The organism is Fundicoccus sp. Sow4_D5, assembly GCF_052116365.1.
Lineage (GTDB): Bacteria > Bacillota > Bacilli > Lactobacillales > Aerococcaceae > Fundicoccus.
On record NZ_JBQKLF010000001.1, the window covers coordinates 409,467 to 423,487 of the forward strand.

Annotated in this window: 13 protein-coding genes; all 13 read left to right on the plus strand. The window is 36.9% G+C overall.

Going from position 1 to position 14,021, the window contains the following annotated elements; all coding sequences use genetic code 11:
• The 13 genes from ACTQ45_RS02015 (at nucleotide 1) to ACTQ45_RS02075 (ending at nucleotide 14,015) form a co-directional block, all read left to right on the plus strand.
• Nucleotides 1-648: a V-type ATP synthase subunit D gene (locus ACTQ45_RS02015; RefSeq protein ID WP_441762822.1), complete on the plus strand. Its 648-nt coding sequence runs from the start codon at nucleotides 1-3 to the stop codon at nucleotides 646-648.
• A 258-nt stretch (nucleotides 649-906) separates the two neighbouring features.
• Entirely contained in the window at nucleotides 907-1,905 is a 999-nt protein-coding gene (locus ACTQ45_RS02020) for an LCP family glycopolymer transferase (RefSeq protein WP_441762823.1), read from the plus strand.
• Between the two features lie 118 nt (nucleotides 1,906-2,023).
• A complete protein-coding gene (gmk, locus tag ACTQ45_RS02025) occupies nucleotides 2,024-2,665 on the plus strand; it encodes a guanylate kinase (RefSeq protein WP_441750267.1) in 642 nt (213 codons plus the stop codon).
• Nucleotides 2,662-2,856 (plus strand): DNA-directed RNA polymerase subunit omega, encoded by a 195-nt coding sequence (gene rpoZ / locus ACTQ45_RS02030; protein ID WP_441750268.1) that lies wholly within the window; start codon nucleotides 2,662-2,664, stop codon nucleotides 2,854-2,856. The genes gmk and rpoZ overlap by 4 nt, the downstream gene beginning before the upstream one ends.
• Nucleotides 2,857-2,964: 108 nt before the next feature.
• The gene (gene priA, locus ACTQ45_RS02035; protein ID WP_441750269.1) at nucleotides 2,965-5,403 is read left to right on the plus strand and encodes a primosomal protein N'; all 2,439 of its coding nucleotides are present in this window, start codon (nucleotides 2,965-2,967) and stop codon (nucleotides 5,401-5,403) included.
• A 14-nt stretch (nucleotides 5,404-5,417) separates the two neighbouring features.
• Entirely contained in the window at nucleotides 5,418-6,383 is a 966-nt protein-coding gene (fmt, locus tag ACTQ45_RS02040) for a methionyl-tRNA formyltransferase (RefSeq protein ID WP_441762824.1), read from the plus strand.
• 20 nt (nucleotides 6,384-6,403) lie between these two features.
• Nucleotides 6,404-7,765, plus strand: a complete 1,362-nt coding sequence (gene rsmB, locus ACTQ45_RS02045) for a 16S rRNA (cytosine(967)-C(5))-methyltransferase RsmB (RefSeq protein ID WP_441762825.1) — start codon at nucleotides 6,404-6,406, stop codon at nucleotides 7,763-7,765.
• A 20-nt stretch (nucleotides 7,766-7,785) separates the two neighbouring features.
• A complete protein-coding gene (locus ACTQ45_RS02050) occupies nucleotides 7,786-8,544 on the plus strand; it encodes a Stp1/IreP family PP2C-type Ser/Thr phosphatase (protein ID WP_441750273.1) in 759 nt (252 codons plus the stop codon).
• Entirely contained in the window at nucleotides 8,544-10,526 is a 1,983-nt protein-coding gene (pknB, locus tag ACTQ45_RS02055) for a Stk1 family PASTA domain-containing Ser/Thr kinase (protein WP_441762826.1), read from the plus strand. Before ACTQ45_RS02050 ends, pknB begins: the two co-directional genes overlap by 1 nt.
• Before the next feature lie 172 nt (nucleotides 10,527-10,698).
• Entirely contained in the window at nucleotides 10,699-11,646 is a 948-nt protein-coding gene (gene rsgA, locus ACTQ45_RS02060; protein ID WP_441750277.1) for a ribosome small subunit-dependent GTPase A, read from the plus strand.
• A gap of 23 nt (nucleotides 11,647-11,669) precedes the next feature.
• The gene (rpe, locus tag ACTQ45_RS02065) at nucleotides 11,670-12,311 is read left to right on the plus strand and encodes a ribulose-phosphate 3-epimerase (RefSeq protein WP_441762827.1); all 642 of its coding nucleotides are present in this window, start codon (nucleotides 11,670-11,672) and stop codon (nucleotides 12,309-12,311) included.
• A 27-nt stretch (nucleotides 12,312-12,338) separates the two neighbouring features.
• Entirely contained in the window at nucleotides 12,339-13,031 is a 693-nt protein-coding gene (locus tag ACTQ45_RS02070) for a thiamine diphosphokinase (RefSeq protein ID WP_441762828.1), read from the plus strand.
• A 24-nt stretch (nucleotides 13,032-13,055) separates the two neighbouring features.
• Nucleotides 13,056-14,015, plus strand: coding sequence for a phosphoglycerate dehydrogenase (locus ACTQ45_RS02075; protein ID WP_441762829.1), 960 nt, complete (start codon nucleotides 13,056-13,058; stop codon nucleotides 14,013-14,015).
• The last annotated feature ends 6 nt before the right edge of the window (nucleotides 14,016-14,021 follow it).

The following is a 14,021-nucleotide window of genomic DNA, read 5'->3' on the forward strand; positions in this document are numbered from 1 at the left end:
TTGGCCAAGTTAAATGTAAAGCCTACTCGTATGGAATTGCGGCGTTTAAAAAGTCAATTAGTCACTGCAACTAGCGGACATAAGTTATTGAAAGACAAACAAGATGAATTAATGCGCCAGTTTATCAAACTAATTCGTCAAAATAATGAGCTGCGCGAAAAAGTAGAGAATAGTCTGGTGGGAAGTATGCAAGACTTTGTTCTGGCTAAGTCATTAGAAAACGATCAAATGGTTCAAGGCTTATTTGCTGTTCCGACAAAAGAAATCAGCTTGAGAATACGTATTGATTCAATAATGAGTGTTAGAGTACCTAAAATGCACACGGATGTCTATGAACATGGACAAACCGATAGAGCGTATTATAGTTATTTGAATTCAAATAGTGGAATGGATGAGGCAATTGATGAAATCTCTGCTTCGCTCGATGATTTGTTGACGTTAGCTGAGATCGAGAAAACCTGTCAGTTGATGGCAGATGAAATCGAGAAAACACGTCGAAGGGTAAATAGTTTAGAGTTTCGTACAATCCCACAACTTGAAGAAACAATTTACTTTATCGAAATGAAACTTGAGGAAACTGAGCGAGCAAATGTCACTCGTATGATGAAAGTCAAGGATATGGATAAGGACAATGATGAAGAGGATTGAGGCTCTTAGAGCATAAATTGAACGGAAGACGTTTAGAAAATTAATTAATATTTGAAACTGTTGCTAGGAGTTACACTTCCTTGTAACAGTTTTTTTATAAAACAGCGAGTCAGAATCTTTAATCTTAGTCATTGACCCGAAACTTTAAAGTATTTTTCACAAAATAGTATTGGTCTTATCATAAAAGTTTGATATTATAAATAAGAAACTTTTTCGAATTATTTTGTAGCGATAAGAATCGCTTGAGGAGGCATTTGTTTGTCAAATGTAAATGAAAATATGAGGACTAGATCATCAAGAAATCGTCGACTTAAACCAAAACGAAGACACAAACGTCGTTTGGGATGTTTTGGAGTCATCGTTATAATTTTACTAATAGCCATTGCAGTTGCTGGTTTTTATGCGTTTAGTATTTACCGTAATGTAGAAGAAACAACGGAAGTCTTGTATACTGAACGACCAGCTGAACAGGTGGCTGTTCGTGAGGAAGTGATTGACATAAAGAATGAAGCACAGCCTTTCTCTGTTCTTTTGTTAGGTATTGATACAGGAGATATGGGGCGCGTAGATGCAGGGCGTTCTGACGTTATGATGGTCGCAACGGTCAATCCAACTACTAATCGCACGACGATTACTAGTATTCCCCGTGATAGTCTAACAAATATTGCTGGCTATGGAACTGAAGATAAAATTAACCATGCGTATGCTTTTGGTGGTGTAGCGATGTCAGTCAATACAGTCCAAGAATTATTGGGGATTCCAATTGACTTTACTGTTTCGGTTAATATGCAAGGATTTGCGGATATTGTGGATTCAGTAGGAGGCATTACAATTGCTCCGACGGATACTTTTAGTCAAGATAGTTACCAGTTTTATGAAGGACAAGCAACCTATATGGATGGTAAAATGGCCTTAGCTTATTCAAGAAATCGCTACGATACAGGTGGAGACTACGGAAGGCAAGCTAGACAGCGGCAATTAATTGATGGTATCTTGCATGCGGCGTTAAATATATCAACATTATGGAATTACAATGATATATTAGCTTCTTTACAAGGTAATGTACAAACGGATGTAACTTTTGAAGATATGATCACTATTTTTAACGGCTACCGAGGTGCCATAAATACTATTGAAAACTTTCAGTTAAGTGGGAGTGGAACGATGATTAATGGTATTTACTACGAAATTTTGGATCCATCGTCATTACAGAATGTTAGTGGTCAATTAAAAACTGAATTAGAAATTAATCATTAGAATCGAATGAATTTTCATGAATTTTCATTAATTTAGACACTCAGCTTTAAAGGTGACAGATTTTATGATAAGATAATCTTCATAACTAAATTAGCAGAAAACACATTGGAGGGGTAGCATGGCATCAACGAGAGGATTGTTAATTGTATTATCAGGTCCGTCCGGTGTAGGAAAAGGAACTGTTAGAGCAGCAATCTTTAAAAAGAATATATTCAATTATGTTTATTCTGTATCGGCAACGACTCGTGTTAAAAGACCAGGCGAACAAGATGGCGTCGATTACTATTTTGTTTCGAAGGAAGAATTCGAAAAATTAATTGAACAGGATGCTTTATTGGAACACGCTGAATACGTAGGGAACTATTATGGAACTCCTATTCAAAAGATAGAAGAGAACTTAGCCGCTGGTAATGATGTCTTTTTAGAAATCGAAGTACAGGGTGCTTTAAAAGTTCGTCAGAAAATGCCTGAAGGAATATTCATTTTCTTAGCTCCTCCTAACTTACAAGAGCTTAAATCTCGTATAACAGGACGTGGAACGGATGGCGCAGCAATTATCTATGAACGAATGCAAAAAGCACGAGAAGAAATTGAACTGATGCAACATTATGACTACGTAGTGGTGAATGACGTAGTAGAAACAGCTGTTGAAAAAATCAACTCAATTATTCAAAGTGAGCATTTGAAAGTAGAACGCGTTGTCGACAAAATAAGAGCAGATATTCATAAATATTTTCAAAAAGGGGATGAATCATTATGATGTTATATCCGTCAATTGATAGTTTGTTGGAAAAAGTTCCTTCAAAATATAGCTTAATCATCTTAGCAAGTAAAAGAGCGCATGAAATGCGCCTTTACGATAATATGCAATTGGATACATACCAATCAATTAAACCAGTTGGTAAAGCGCTAGAAGAAGTTGTAAATGGCGTTTTAGATATTCAACAATAATAAGTTGTCACATTAGAGACTGCTACGGAAAGTTATATATTAATAACTTTTCTAGTAGTCTTTTTTAGTGTAGGATAAAGGATGCAGAGTAAATGGAGGTGAGAGTTTGTGATTGTTCAAGTTATCGTGGATATACCTGCAGCACAAGTTAATCGAACATTTGATTATCATGTTCCAGAGCAATGGCATGCGATCATTCAATTGGGGATACGCGTTCAAGTTCCGTTCGGCAGACGACAATTATTAGGCTTCGTAGTTGGTATTAGTGAGGATACGGAGTTTAGTGGGAAATTAAAAGCAATTACTGGCGTATTTGATTATGTGTCATTTTTAAGTCCAGAGTTGCTTCAATTGAGTGAACATCTCGCTCAGAATCTACATGCATTTCGCATTTCAATTTTGCAAGCTATGTTACCCAACATGTTAAAAGTCAAGTATGAAAATGTGTTTGTTATACATAATTTAGAAAAGTTTAGAAAGTTGAGTCAAACTTATACGGATGAGTTTTCTGCAAATGAACAAGAAGAATATGAAAAGCATATATTAGAAGAGAAATTACCGAGTCAGTTACTCAAAGAGCTTATTCAGACTCAAACAATTGAACTTGAGTATCGTGTGTTAAACCAAACGACTCAGAAAAAGATTGCTCATGTTCGTCCATTAATTTCTCGTGAAGAGATGATCACTATTCGTGAAGGTTTGGATAAACGAAGCATTAAACAAGCTCAGTTATTAAGTTATTATATAGAAGAAAAGGATGTTAATCAGGATAGTATTCCTTTGAATGATGTGGCTCGCTTGGCTTCGGTTAGTACAGCCACAATTCGTACGATGATTGATAAAGGATGGTTTGAGCGGATTGATAAGAAGGTTTATCGCAATCCTTTAGAAAATAACCACGTAGTAGCAACGAATGCGCGTGAGTTATTACCAGAACAAGCCACAGCATTCAATGCAATTCAAACCGCAATTACGGAAGAAAAAAATCAGACGTTCTTACTCGAGGGAGTGACTGGTAGTGGGAAAACAGAAGTTTATTTACAACTGATGGCTCATGCCAGGGATAGGGGAGAGGCAGCTATTCTACTAGTGCCTGAAATTTCCTTAACGCCACAAATGGTTGCAAGAGTGACCGAACGGTTTTCATCAGGGGTAGCGGTATTACACTCCGGTCTATCAACGAGTGAGAAGTACGACGAATGGCGCCGCATAATTAAAGGTGAAGCGACCATTGTTGTAGGAGCTCGTTCTTCAATTTTTGCACCATTAAATAATCTTGGAATTATCATTATAGATGAGGAACACGAGACAACATACAAACAAGCCGATAATCCTCGTTACCATGCACGAGATGTCGCTTTATGGCGTAGTGAGTTTCATCATTGTCCTCTAGTTCTCGGTAGTGCAACACCTTCTTTGGAAAGTCGTTCGCGTGCTGAGGTGGGACGCTATACTTTAATAAAAATGGCCAATAGAGTGAATCAAGCACCTTTACCGCCAGTAGAAATAATTGATATGACACAGGTTATGCTACGAGAAACAACCAATGAAATCTCGCCTATATTAAAAGAAAAGATAGCTGATCGCTTAGCCAAAAAAGAACAAATCGTACTATTACTGAATCGACGTGGTTATGCCTCATATATCTTATGCCGCGAATGTGGTCATGTGTTAGAGTGCCCAAGATGTGATATTTCATTGACTTACCATAAACATGATAGACGAATGAAATGCCATTACTGTGATTATCAACAAGGAGTTCCGACTCAATGTTCACAGTGTCAAAGTACTCACTTAAGAACATTTGGATTAGGAACGCAAAAAGTTGCCGAAACAATTCAAGAGATGTTTCCTGAATCGAGAATTATTCGAATGGATAATGATACAACCAGACGTAAAGGACAGCATGAAAAATTATTAAAACAATTCGCAGATCACGATGCAGACATTTTACTGGGGACACAAATGATTGCCAAAGGCTTGGATTTTGAAAAAGTCACCTTGGTAGGCGTGATCAACGCTGATACATCGCTCAATCTGCCTGATTTTAGAGCAGGAGAGAAGACATTTCAACTACTGACACAAGTAGCCGGTAGAACCGGTAGAGGGCAATATTTAGGTGAAGTAGTCATTCAAACATATAATCCAGATCATTATGTCATGCAATTTGCACAAAGTCATGATTTTGAAAGATTCTTCTACTATGAAATGAAAAGACGTCATATAGGGAATTATCCACCTTACTATTTTACTACTTTAATATCAGTATCTAGTAAGAGACAATCGCAAGCACAAGAGAAGATATATGAATTGAAGGCTGCTTTATATAATAAAGAGAAAGAGACCAATCGTAGCCTTTTAATTTTAGGACCTAGTCGAGGCCCGGTTGCTAGAATTAATGAGTATTATTATTTCCAACTGATGTTAAAGTATAAGGATAAAGAAATGCTTCAAACTCAATTGAACGACATCTTAATGACTTCTCAAAAAGAATTACAACATGGCTTACGAGTGAATATTGATCACGAGCCTTTATATTTTATTTAGCAAGGATGGTTTTTATGGATAACAAGAAAATTATTTTTATGGGAACACCAGATTTTTCAGTCAAAGTCTTGCAAGGTTTAATCGATAGTCAGCATGACGTGATAGCAGTTGTTACACAACCCGATCGACCAGTAGGGCGTAAGCGTGTCTTAACTGCCCCCCCTGTCAAACAGCTGGCCGTTGAACATAATATTGAGGTTTATCAACCTGAAAAAATTAGTCACTCACTAGAGTTAGAAGCCCTTATTCATTTAAAGGCCGATTTAATTGTAACAGCTGCTTATGGTCAATTTGTCCCCACACGTTTATTGGAAGCACCAACATTTGGTGCAATCAATGTTCATGCCTCATTATTGCCTAAGTACCGTGGCGGAGCACCGATTCACTATGCTATTTGGAAAGGTGAACAAGAAACAGGTGTTTCAATTATGTATATGGTTAAGAAAATGGATGCTGGAGATGTTTTATCTCAAAAGTCAATTCCTATCGGAAAAACGGATGATGTTGGGATTATGTTTGAGAAGCTAGCGATTGTAGGCCGAGACTTATTGCTTGATACTTTGCCGAAGTTATTTGCGGGTGAGATCCAAGCGGTCCCCCAAGATGAGAATGCTGTTAGTTTTTCTCCAACCATTACTAAGGAACAAGAACAATTAAATTGGGCTGAGACAGCAAGTGAAGTTGATCGCCACGTGAGAGGATTTCGACCATTTCCATCAACTTATACCTGGTTAGATGGACAACGAGTAAAAATCTGGATGGGTGAAGAGATTGATTTTACCAATGCGACTAAAGATGCGGTGACAGGAAGCATTGTAGCAGTAAAAGAGGGCCGTTTAATTGTTCAATGTGGAGGCAATTCGTATTATGCGATTTCAGAATGGCAAGAGAGTGGAAAGAAACGTATGACAATTCAAACGTTCTTAATAGGTAACCCAGCAGAAAGTGTTATAGGAAAACAATTCGAGGTAAAGCATTAATTAATAGAAAGTAGAAGATAATGAAAACTAGACAGAAAAGTGAACAGAAATTTGCCGACAATTTACGTTGGCATGCGTTAAAGTTGCTAGATCAAATTGAACATCGTCATCAGTATTCGAATATTATTGTCGATCGTTTTCTGAAAGATTCTCAATTGTCTAATCAAGATAATCGTTTATTGGTAAAAATTGTCTACGGTGTGATTCAAAGAAGGTACACGTTAAATTATTATTTAAAACCTTACATTAAACATAGAAAAGTAGACAAATGGGTAGAAAGTTTGTTGAGATTATCCGTTTATCAATTGGTGTATTTAGATCGAATCCCTTCACATGCAGTGGTGAATGAAGCAGTATCAATTGCCAAAACAAATGGCCACCAAGGTTTAGGTAATTTTGTGAATGGTGTATTGCGTTCTTTTATACGTTCTGAGCGACCGTCATTTGTGGATATCACAGATGTTTCAGAAAGATTATCTATCCAGTATAGTATTGAGAAGTGGATCGTGGACAAATTACTTGAAATGAAAAACTTTGAAGAAACAGAAGCGATATTAGCCAGTTTAATTGAGGAACCCTTTGTTTCAGCTCGAATTAATTTACCTGTCGACAAACGAAGTCAATTGATGGATGACTTGAAAGCAGAAGGTTTTGACGTAGAAGAAAGTCCCTTATCACCATTTGGTATTCGTTGTCTAAAAGGTAATTTGATTTATTCGCAAGCGTTTGCTGATGGTCTTTTAACGATTCAAGATGAATCTTCAATGCTTGTTGCACCAGTTGGTAACTTAAAAGGCAATGAGCAGGTACTAGATGCCTGTTCAGCTCCGGGTGGCAAGGCAACGCATATCGCTAGTTTCTTAAACGAAGGTCATTTAACAGCATTGGATATCTCTGAAAGTAAACTTAAGAAAGTCTCAGAACATTTACACCGTATGGATTTAGAAGATAAAGTTACATTGCATGTCAGTGATGCAACGAAATTTAATCCTAAAAATGACCGATTGTATGATATTATATATTTAGACGCTCCTTGCTCTGGTTTAGGTTTGATGCGTCGTAAACCAGAAATTAAATATCAAAAAACACAGGATGATGTTTTAGGTCTAGCTCAGATTCAATCAGAGTTACTCGAACATATGGCGAGCCTACTGAAAGTTGGAGGGACGCTTGTTTATAGTACATGTACAGTGACTGTAGAAGAAAACGAGCAAACTTTAATAGAATTCATTCAACGCCATCCTAATTTTAGTATCGACAAATTTAATGAAGAGGATAATGTACCATCTGATATCGTGACTAACGAAGGTCAAATTAGAATTTGGCCAAATCAGTATCATACTGATGGTTTCTTTATTTCGCGATTAATTAAAAACAATTAAGTAACATTCGAGGTGAAAGTATGAAAATTTCAGTCCATTCCAATATTGGAAAGAGACGTACATCTAATCAAGACTATGCTGACTATTATACTTCTAAGGCCGACCAGAATCTATTCATACTCTGTGATGGAGTAGGCGGTCATCAAGCAGGCGATGTAGCAAGTCGAATGACAACAAACTATCTAGGAGAGAAGTTCGAGAGTATCGAAACAGCCTTCACGATAGAAAGCCTTCAAAATTGGATGCTGGAAGCAATCCAAGATGTGAACCAATTTATTTATAAGAAGTCTGTTGAACATGCCGAATTAGTCGGAATGGGAACCACATTAGTTATGGCAGCTTCTGTAGATAATCATTTTGTGATTGCCCACGTAGGAGATAGTCGTGCTTACACATATTATCGAGGCGATTTAACCCAAATTACTGAAGACCATTCTTTAGTCAATGAATTAATCCGTTCAGGAGAAATTACTGAAGAAGAAGCGAATCATCACCCAAGAAGAAACGTCGTGACACAATCCATTGGTGGAACCGAAACGGTTTCAGCAGAATTAAACACAGTTTCTTTATCTGAAATTGAAATGCTATTATTATGTTCAGATGGATTAACCAATATGGTTAGTCGTGAAGGCTTAATCAACTTATTTAATCAGCACCGATTTGAAGATAAATTTGGTGAGATGTTGATTAGGGCAGCAAATGATGCGGGTGGAATGGATAATATTACACTCATCCTAGTTTCGCAGGATTCTACGTCGGCGGACGGAGGCGAACACTAATGGAAATAGGAGAAAAACTATCAGGTCGTTATTTATTGACCGACACAGTCGGACAAGGCGGTATGGCAAATGTTTTCCTTGCGCACGATTTGATTTTAGACCGTGATGTCGCGGTAAAAGTTCTAAGATATGACTTCCAAGACAACAAAGATGCGATTCGCCGTTTTCAAAGAGAAGCGATGTCCGCTAGTCAGTTACTTCATCATAATATTGTTGAAGTGTATGACGTTGATGAAGAAGAAAATCAACAATATATTGTTATGGAATTTGTAAAAGGAACGGATTTAAAAACTTATATCCATCAGAATGCACCAATTTCTTTAGAATTGGTTGTATCAGTGATGAGTCAAATTCTTTCTGGTATTGATGTTGCCCATAAACATCGAATTATTCACCGAGATATTAAACCACAGAATATTTTGATTACAGGACAAAATGAAGTCAAGATTACAGACTTTGGTATTGCCATTGCTTTATCTGACACGTCAATCACTCAAACAAATACTTTACTTGGATCTGTTCATTATTTATCACCTGAACAAGCACGTGGAAGTAATGCGACAACTAAATCTGACATTTATGCTTTAGGTGTTGTTCTATATGAATTAATCACTGGTTCGGTTCCTTTCGATGGAGAATCGGCAGTTTCGATTGCTTTGAAGCATTTCCAAGAACCATTTCCAAGAATTAGAGAGAATTTAAATTATATACCTCAAAGTTTGGAGAACGTTGTTTTAAAAGCGACCGCTAAAGAACCGAAGGATCGTTATAACTCTGTTCAAGAGATGTTGCAAGACTTAAGTACAAGTTTGAGTGCCAATCGAATGAATGAAGCAATGTTTCAGCCTTCTGATAATTTAGAAGAAACGATGATTGTTAAACCAATTAAGCCGATTACTAGTGCTAGCAAAGCACTTGCAGAACAGATCACTGCTCCTGAACCATTAGATGAGGCGGTGTATCCTAGTTATGATGAAGTGGCGCCCATCTCTGCACCTAAACGCAAAAGAGGATTTTTAGGTTTGATATTTGCAGCCATAATCCTGTTATTAATGGCTGGTGGAGGCTATTATGTATACTCGCAGATGATGCGGTATGTGAACGTACCAGACGTCACTGAAATGTCACAGAGCGAAGCTCTAGAGATATTGTCAGAGTTTGATTTAACTGTAAGTACTGTGACACAAGCGTGGCACAATACGATTGAAGCGGGTCATGTGATTTCGACAACACCAAGTAGTAATGAGAGAGTTGAAAGAAATAGCGACATTGAACTTGTAATGAGTAACGGGAAGGAACAAGTAGAAATTGGTAACTATATTGGCCAGATGTATGAACCGATACGTAGTCAATTAAGAGAAGCAAACTTTATTGTTGAACGAAGAGATTTAGCTTCTGGACCTGAAGATGAAGGGAAAATACTTGATCAAAGTATTGAGCCAGGTTCAAAAGTTGTCCCAGAAAACACAACAATCACATTAATTGTGGGTAGTTACTCTGAATCATTTACTATGCAAGATTTCTATAATTTATCTTACGATATGGTTGAAAACTTTGCAGCCGCTTATGGTGTAACTGTTGAAACAGAATATGAATACAGTGACTTCATACCAGAAGGCCAGATTATTAGTCAATCACCAAGTAATGGTACACCTTTAGTACCAGGAGATGTTATTGCCGTAGTCGTGTCTGCTGGGCCAGAAGAAGAGGAAGTCGTCACAACAACACAAAACGTTGAGATTGAATATGTTCCCACTTATGAAGAAGATGATGTCGAACAATTAGAGCCTTTACCTAATACAATTGAAATTTACATTGGGGACTCTAAAAATAACATTAATAATCTGCATACTGAGTTAAGTTTAGATGAAACAAAAACGATTAAAATACTGATGTACATTTCAAGTAATGGAACGGGTCAATACCGAATTTTACGTAATGGCGAAGTGTATTCCGAGAATTTATCAGTTTATCCAGATTAGTAAGCCATACGAAACTAGCCACAATTTTGTACTTGTGACTAGTTTTTTTGGTTTTATTAGGCTATCAGCTAGATGAGTCTGGCTTGTAAATTCAACATAAAAAAGCTATTGTATTAATAGCGACTATGCAAAAGAACACATTATTTTAGTGATTTAACATAAGGAGGTTTTCATGAAAAAAACTACAGAACAATCATCTATAGTGGTAAAATCGGGTATCATCTACCAAGCAATTAGTGGCTTTTACTATGTTTGGAGTGAAGGAGAGTCTTATGCTACAAAGCCTAGAGGGAATTTTAGACATCAACAAACGAAACCACTAGTAGGCGATATTGTCAAATTCGAAGTTGATGAAGTAGACGATAATTCGAACAGTCGATTAATTGAAATCCAAGAACGATATAACGAACTTGTCCGACCAACAGTGGCAAATGTGGATTATGCCTTTGTGGTGACATCTCTTATTGAACCAGATTTTTCTTACAATTTATTGGATTATTTTTTAGTGTCAGTAGAAGCTAATAATATCCAGCCACTTGTCTTATTAACTAAATATGATTTATTAGTTAAACAAAAAGGACAAGTAGAAGCAAAGGCCTTTGTAAGAAAAATATCCAAAGTTTATGAAGCGATTGGCTACACAGTGATTACTCTTGATAATAGTGAAGAAAGTATTGAGAAATTAACTGGCCAAATTGAAGCAGGATTATACGTGATAATGGGTCAGTCTGGGGTTGGCAAATCAACGTTATTGAACCGTCTATTACCGGAGGCTAAAATTGAAACTGCTGCAATCAGTGATGCTTTGAATCGAGGGCGACACACGACTCGAGAAGTGACCTTATACCGATTTAATAAAGGGATGCTTGCTGACACACCTGGCTTTAGCGCGATAGAATTTGCAACGCTAGAAAAAGAAGAACTTGCGTCTTGTTTCCCAGAAATTGCTGATGCAAGTGAGGGATGTAAATTCAGATCGTGTTTACATATTAACGAACCAGATTGTCATGTTAAACAGCTATTGACAGAGGGAAAGATTGCAGAATCTCGTTACAAAAATTACTTACAAATTTTTGAGCGAATCGAACAACGTAAACCGATTTATCGTAAGAAAGATTAATAAATCACTTGGGGGAAATTATTATGAAAATTGCACCATCGATGTTAAGCGCTAATTTTGCAACATTAGCAGATGAAATTAAGAATATTGAAGCAGCAGGAGCTGATTACTTACATATTGACGTAATGGATGGGATGTTTGTACCGAATATTTCTTTTGGTCCGATGGTATTCGGAGCACTTAGACCAATGACAAGCTTAATTTTTGATTGTCATTTAATGGTTCAAGACCCAGAACGATATATTGAAGCGACTGCTTTGGCAGGTGCAGATATTATTACTGTTCATTATGAAGCAACGAAGCATATTCATCGTGTGATTCAACAAATTAAGGCTCTTGGTAAAAAAGCGGGAGTTGTTATCAATCCTGGTACACCAGTTGCGGCGTTAAATGCTGTCTTATCAGAAGTTGATTTAGTATTGATTATGACGGTCAATCCAGGTTTTGGTGGTCAAGTGTTTATTGAAAGTACCTTAAAGAAAGTATCAAAATTAAAAGATTTAAGGACAGAACACGGCTATCATTATGAAATCGAAGTTGACGGCGGAGTGAATGCTGAAACTGCTCGCCAATGTATTGAAGCAGGCGCTGATGTGTTAGTTTCCGGATCATATATTTTTAATCAAACAGATCGAAAAGCTGCGATTGATTCTTTACGAATTTAACAGAGATAAGGTGAAAGGAAAGAATTTATGTTAGTTAAATCACCTAAAGCTACTCAATGTGTCATTTTATGTGGGGGAGCAGATGCACCAGATTTAAAGCGAGTCGCCCAACTGATTTCAATCTATTCGTCAACCTTTTTAGTGGGTGTCGACCGGGGTGGTTTGGCATTAATTAAAGCAGGTTATTCTTTAGACTATGCTTTTGGTGACTTTGATTCTGTAACGCCAGACGAGTTGGAGATAATCCGAGAACACAGTCATAAGCTTCAACAATACTCGCCAATAAAAGACGATACTGATATGGAATTAGCGTTAAGTATCTCAATCGAACGGTATTCAGAAGCAGACTATTATGTATTTGGTGGTATAGGAGAGCAGCAGGGTCGTTTAGATCACATGTTTGCCAACATATGGCTAGTCTATCAGCCACGATTTCAAGCAGTTATTCATCGATTACAGTTTATTGAGTCGAACCACGTGATAAAGTTTTATAAGCCAGGTAGCTATCAAATTCAAGCGAATAAACAGACGGATTACCTTTCACTGATTTCAATGACAGCGCTCAAGCAATTATCTATCCAATATGCCAAGTATGAATTGGATACAGTTGACATTGCTTATCCTCGAGCGCTCATTAGTAATGAGTTTATCGATCAGCAACCAGTTCAAATTTCTTTTGAAGAAGGCATTATAATGGTAATGTGGGTAGAAGAAGAGTAAGACTTTTAGCATAGGAGAGATTGAATGGATAAAGCAATCATTTTATTAAATACAAAATTTAAACACCTTCAAATTGAAGAAATTGAAAGAATTGCTTCAGATTATCAAATTAAGTTTCAAGATGAGGTAAGTAAAGCGGATTTTGAAAAAGTGGAAATAATGTATGGTTGGAATAAAGCTTATACTCCAGAGGATTTAACAAAGTTTACACAGTTAAAATGGATTCAAGCCGCTTCCGCAGGTGTAGATTATTTACCAAAGGAAATTACACAAAACCCTCAAGTACAGATTACTAATATGAGTGGCGTGCATGCTGTTCCAATTACAGAATCTGTCTTTGGCTATTTATTAGCTACTGGACGCCAATTATTTACCAGTCAAATGAACCAAGCAACGTTTCAATGGATTCGTCCAGCACATGAATCGTATTTTTCTTTAAAAGAAAAAACACTTCTTATATATGGAACTGGGAATATTGGACAAGAAATCGCTCGAATTGGACAAGCGTTCAACATGAAAACAATTGGAATCAATACGAATGGACGATCAATTGAATATTTTGAGGAAAGTTTATCAATGTCTGATTCACTGGCTGCGGTTGAAAAGGCTGATTTTATTGTAAGTACCTTACCAGCAACAGATCAAACACACCATTACTTTAATATAGAATGGTTTAGTCATTTAAAAAGTACGGCTTTATTCGTCAATATTGGCCGTGGCCAAACTGTTGATGAAGAAGCAATCGCCTCTGCTTTAACAAAGGGGCAATTTGCGGGAGCGTACTTAGATGTTTTCCACACAGAGCCTTTGCCTGAAACGTCAAAATTATGGCAGATAGATAACTTATTGATTACACCTCATATCACAGGGCATATCGCACACTTTGCGAACGAAACGTTCCCAATATTTAAGCAGAATTTAGAGAGTTATATCAATACAGGTAAGTTAAGTCGAAATATCGTAGCGAAAAATAAAGGTTACTAATAATAG

What these genes read in the sequence shown, in the direction of transcription:
- gmk (WP_441750267.1), top strand. Translation starts at nt 2,024, where the DNA reads ATGGCATCAACGAGAGGATTGTTAATTGTATTATCAGGTCCGTCCGGT.
- rpoZ (WP_441750268.1), top strand. Translation starts at nt 2,662, where the DNA reads ATGATGTTATATCCGTCAATTGATAGTTTGTTGGAAAAAGTTCCTTCA.
- fmt (WP_441762824.1), top strand. Translation starts at nt 5,418, where the DNA reads ATGGATAACAAGAAAATTATTTTTATGGGAACACCAGATTTTTCAGTC.
- rsmB (WP_441762825.1), top strand. Translation starts at nt 6,404, where the DNA reads ATGAAAACTAGACAGAAAAGTGAACAGAAATTTGCCGACAATTTACGT.
- ACTQ45_RS02050 (WP_441750273.1), top strand. Translation starts at nt 7,786, where the DNA reads ATGAAAATTTCAGTCCATTCCAATATTGGAAAGAGACGTACATCTAAT.
- pknB (WP_441762826.1), top strand. Translation starts at nt 8,544, where the DNA reads ATGGAAATAGGAGAAAAACTATCAGGTCGTTATTTATTGACCGACACA.
- rsgA (WP_441750277.1), top strand. Translation starts at nt 10,699, where the DNA reads ATGAAAAAAACTACAGAACAATCATCTATAGTGGTAAAATCGGGTATC.
- rpe (WP_441762827.1), top strand. Translation starts at nt 11,670, where the DNA reads ATGAAAATTGCACCATCGATGTTAAGCGCTAATTTTGCAACATTAGCA.
- ACTQ45_RS02070 (WP_441762828.1), top strand. Translation starts at nt 12,339, where the DNA reads ATGTTAGTTAAATCACCTAAAGCTACTCAATGTGTCATTTTATGTGGG.
- ACTQ45_RS02075 (WP_441762829.1), top strand. Translation starts at nt 13,056, where the DNA reads ATGGATAAAGCAATCATTTTATTAAATACAAAATTTAAACACCTTCAA.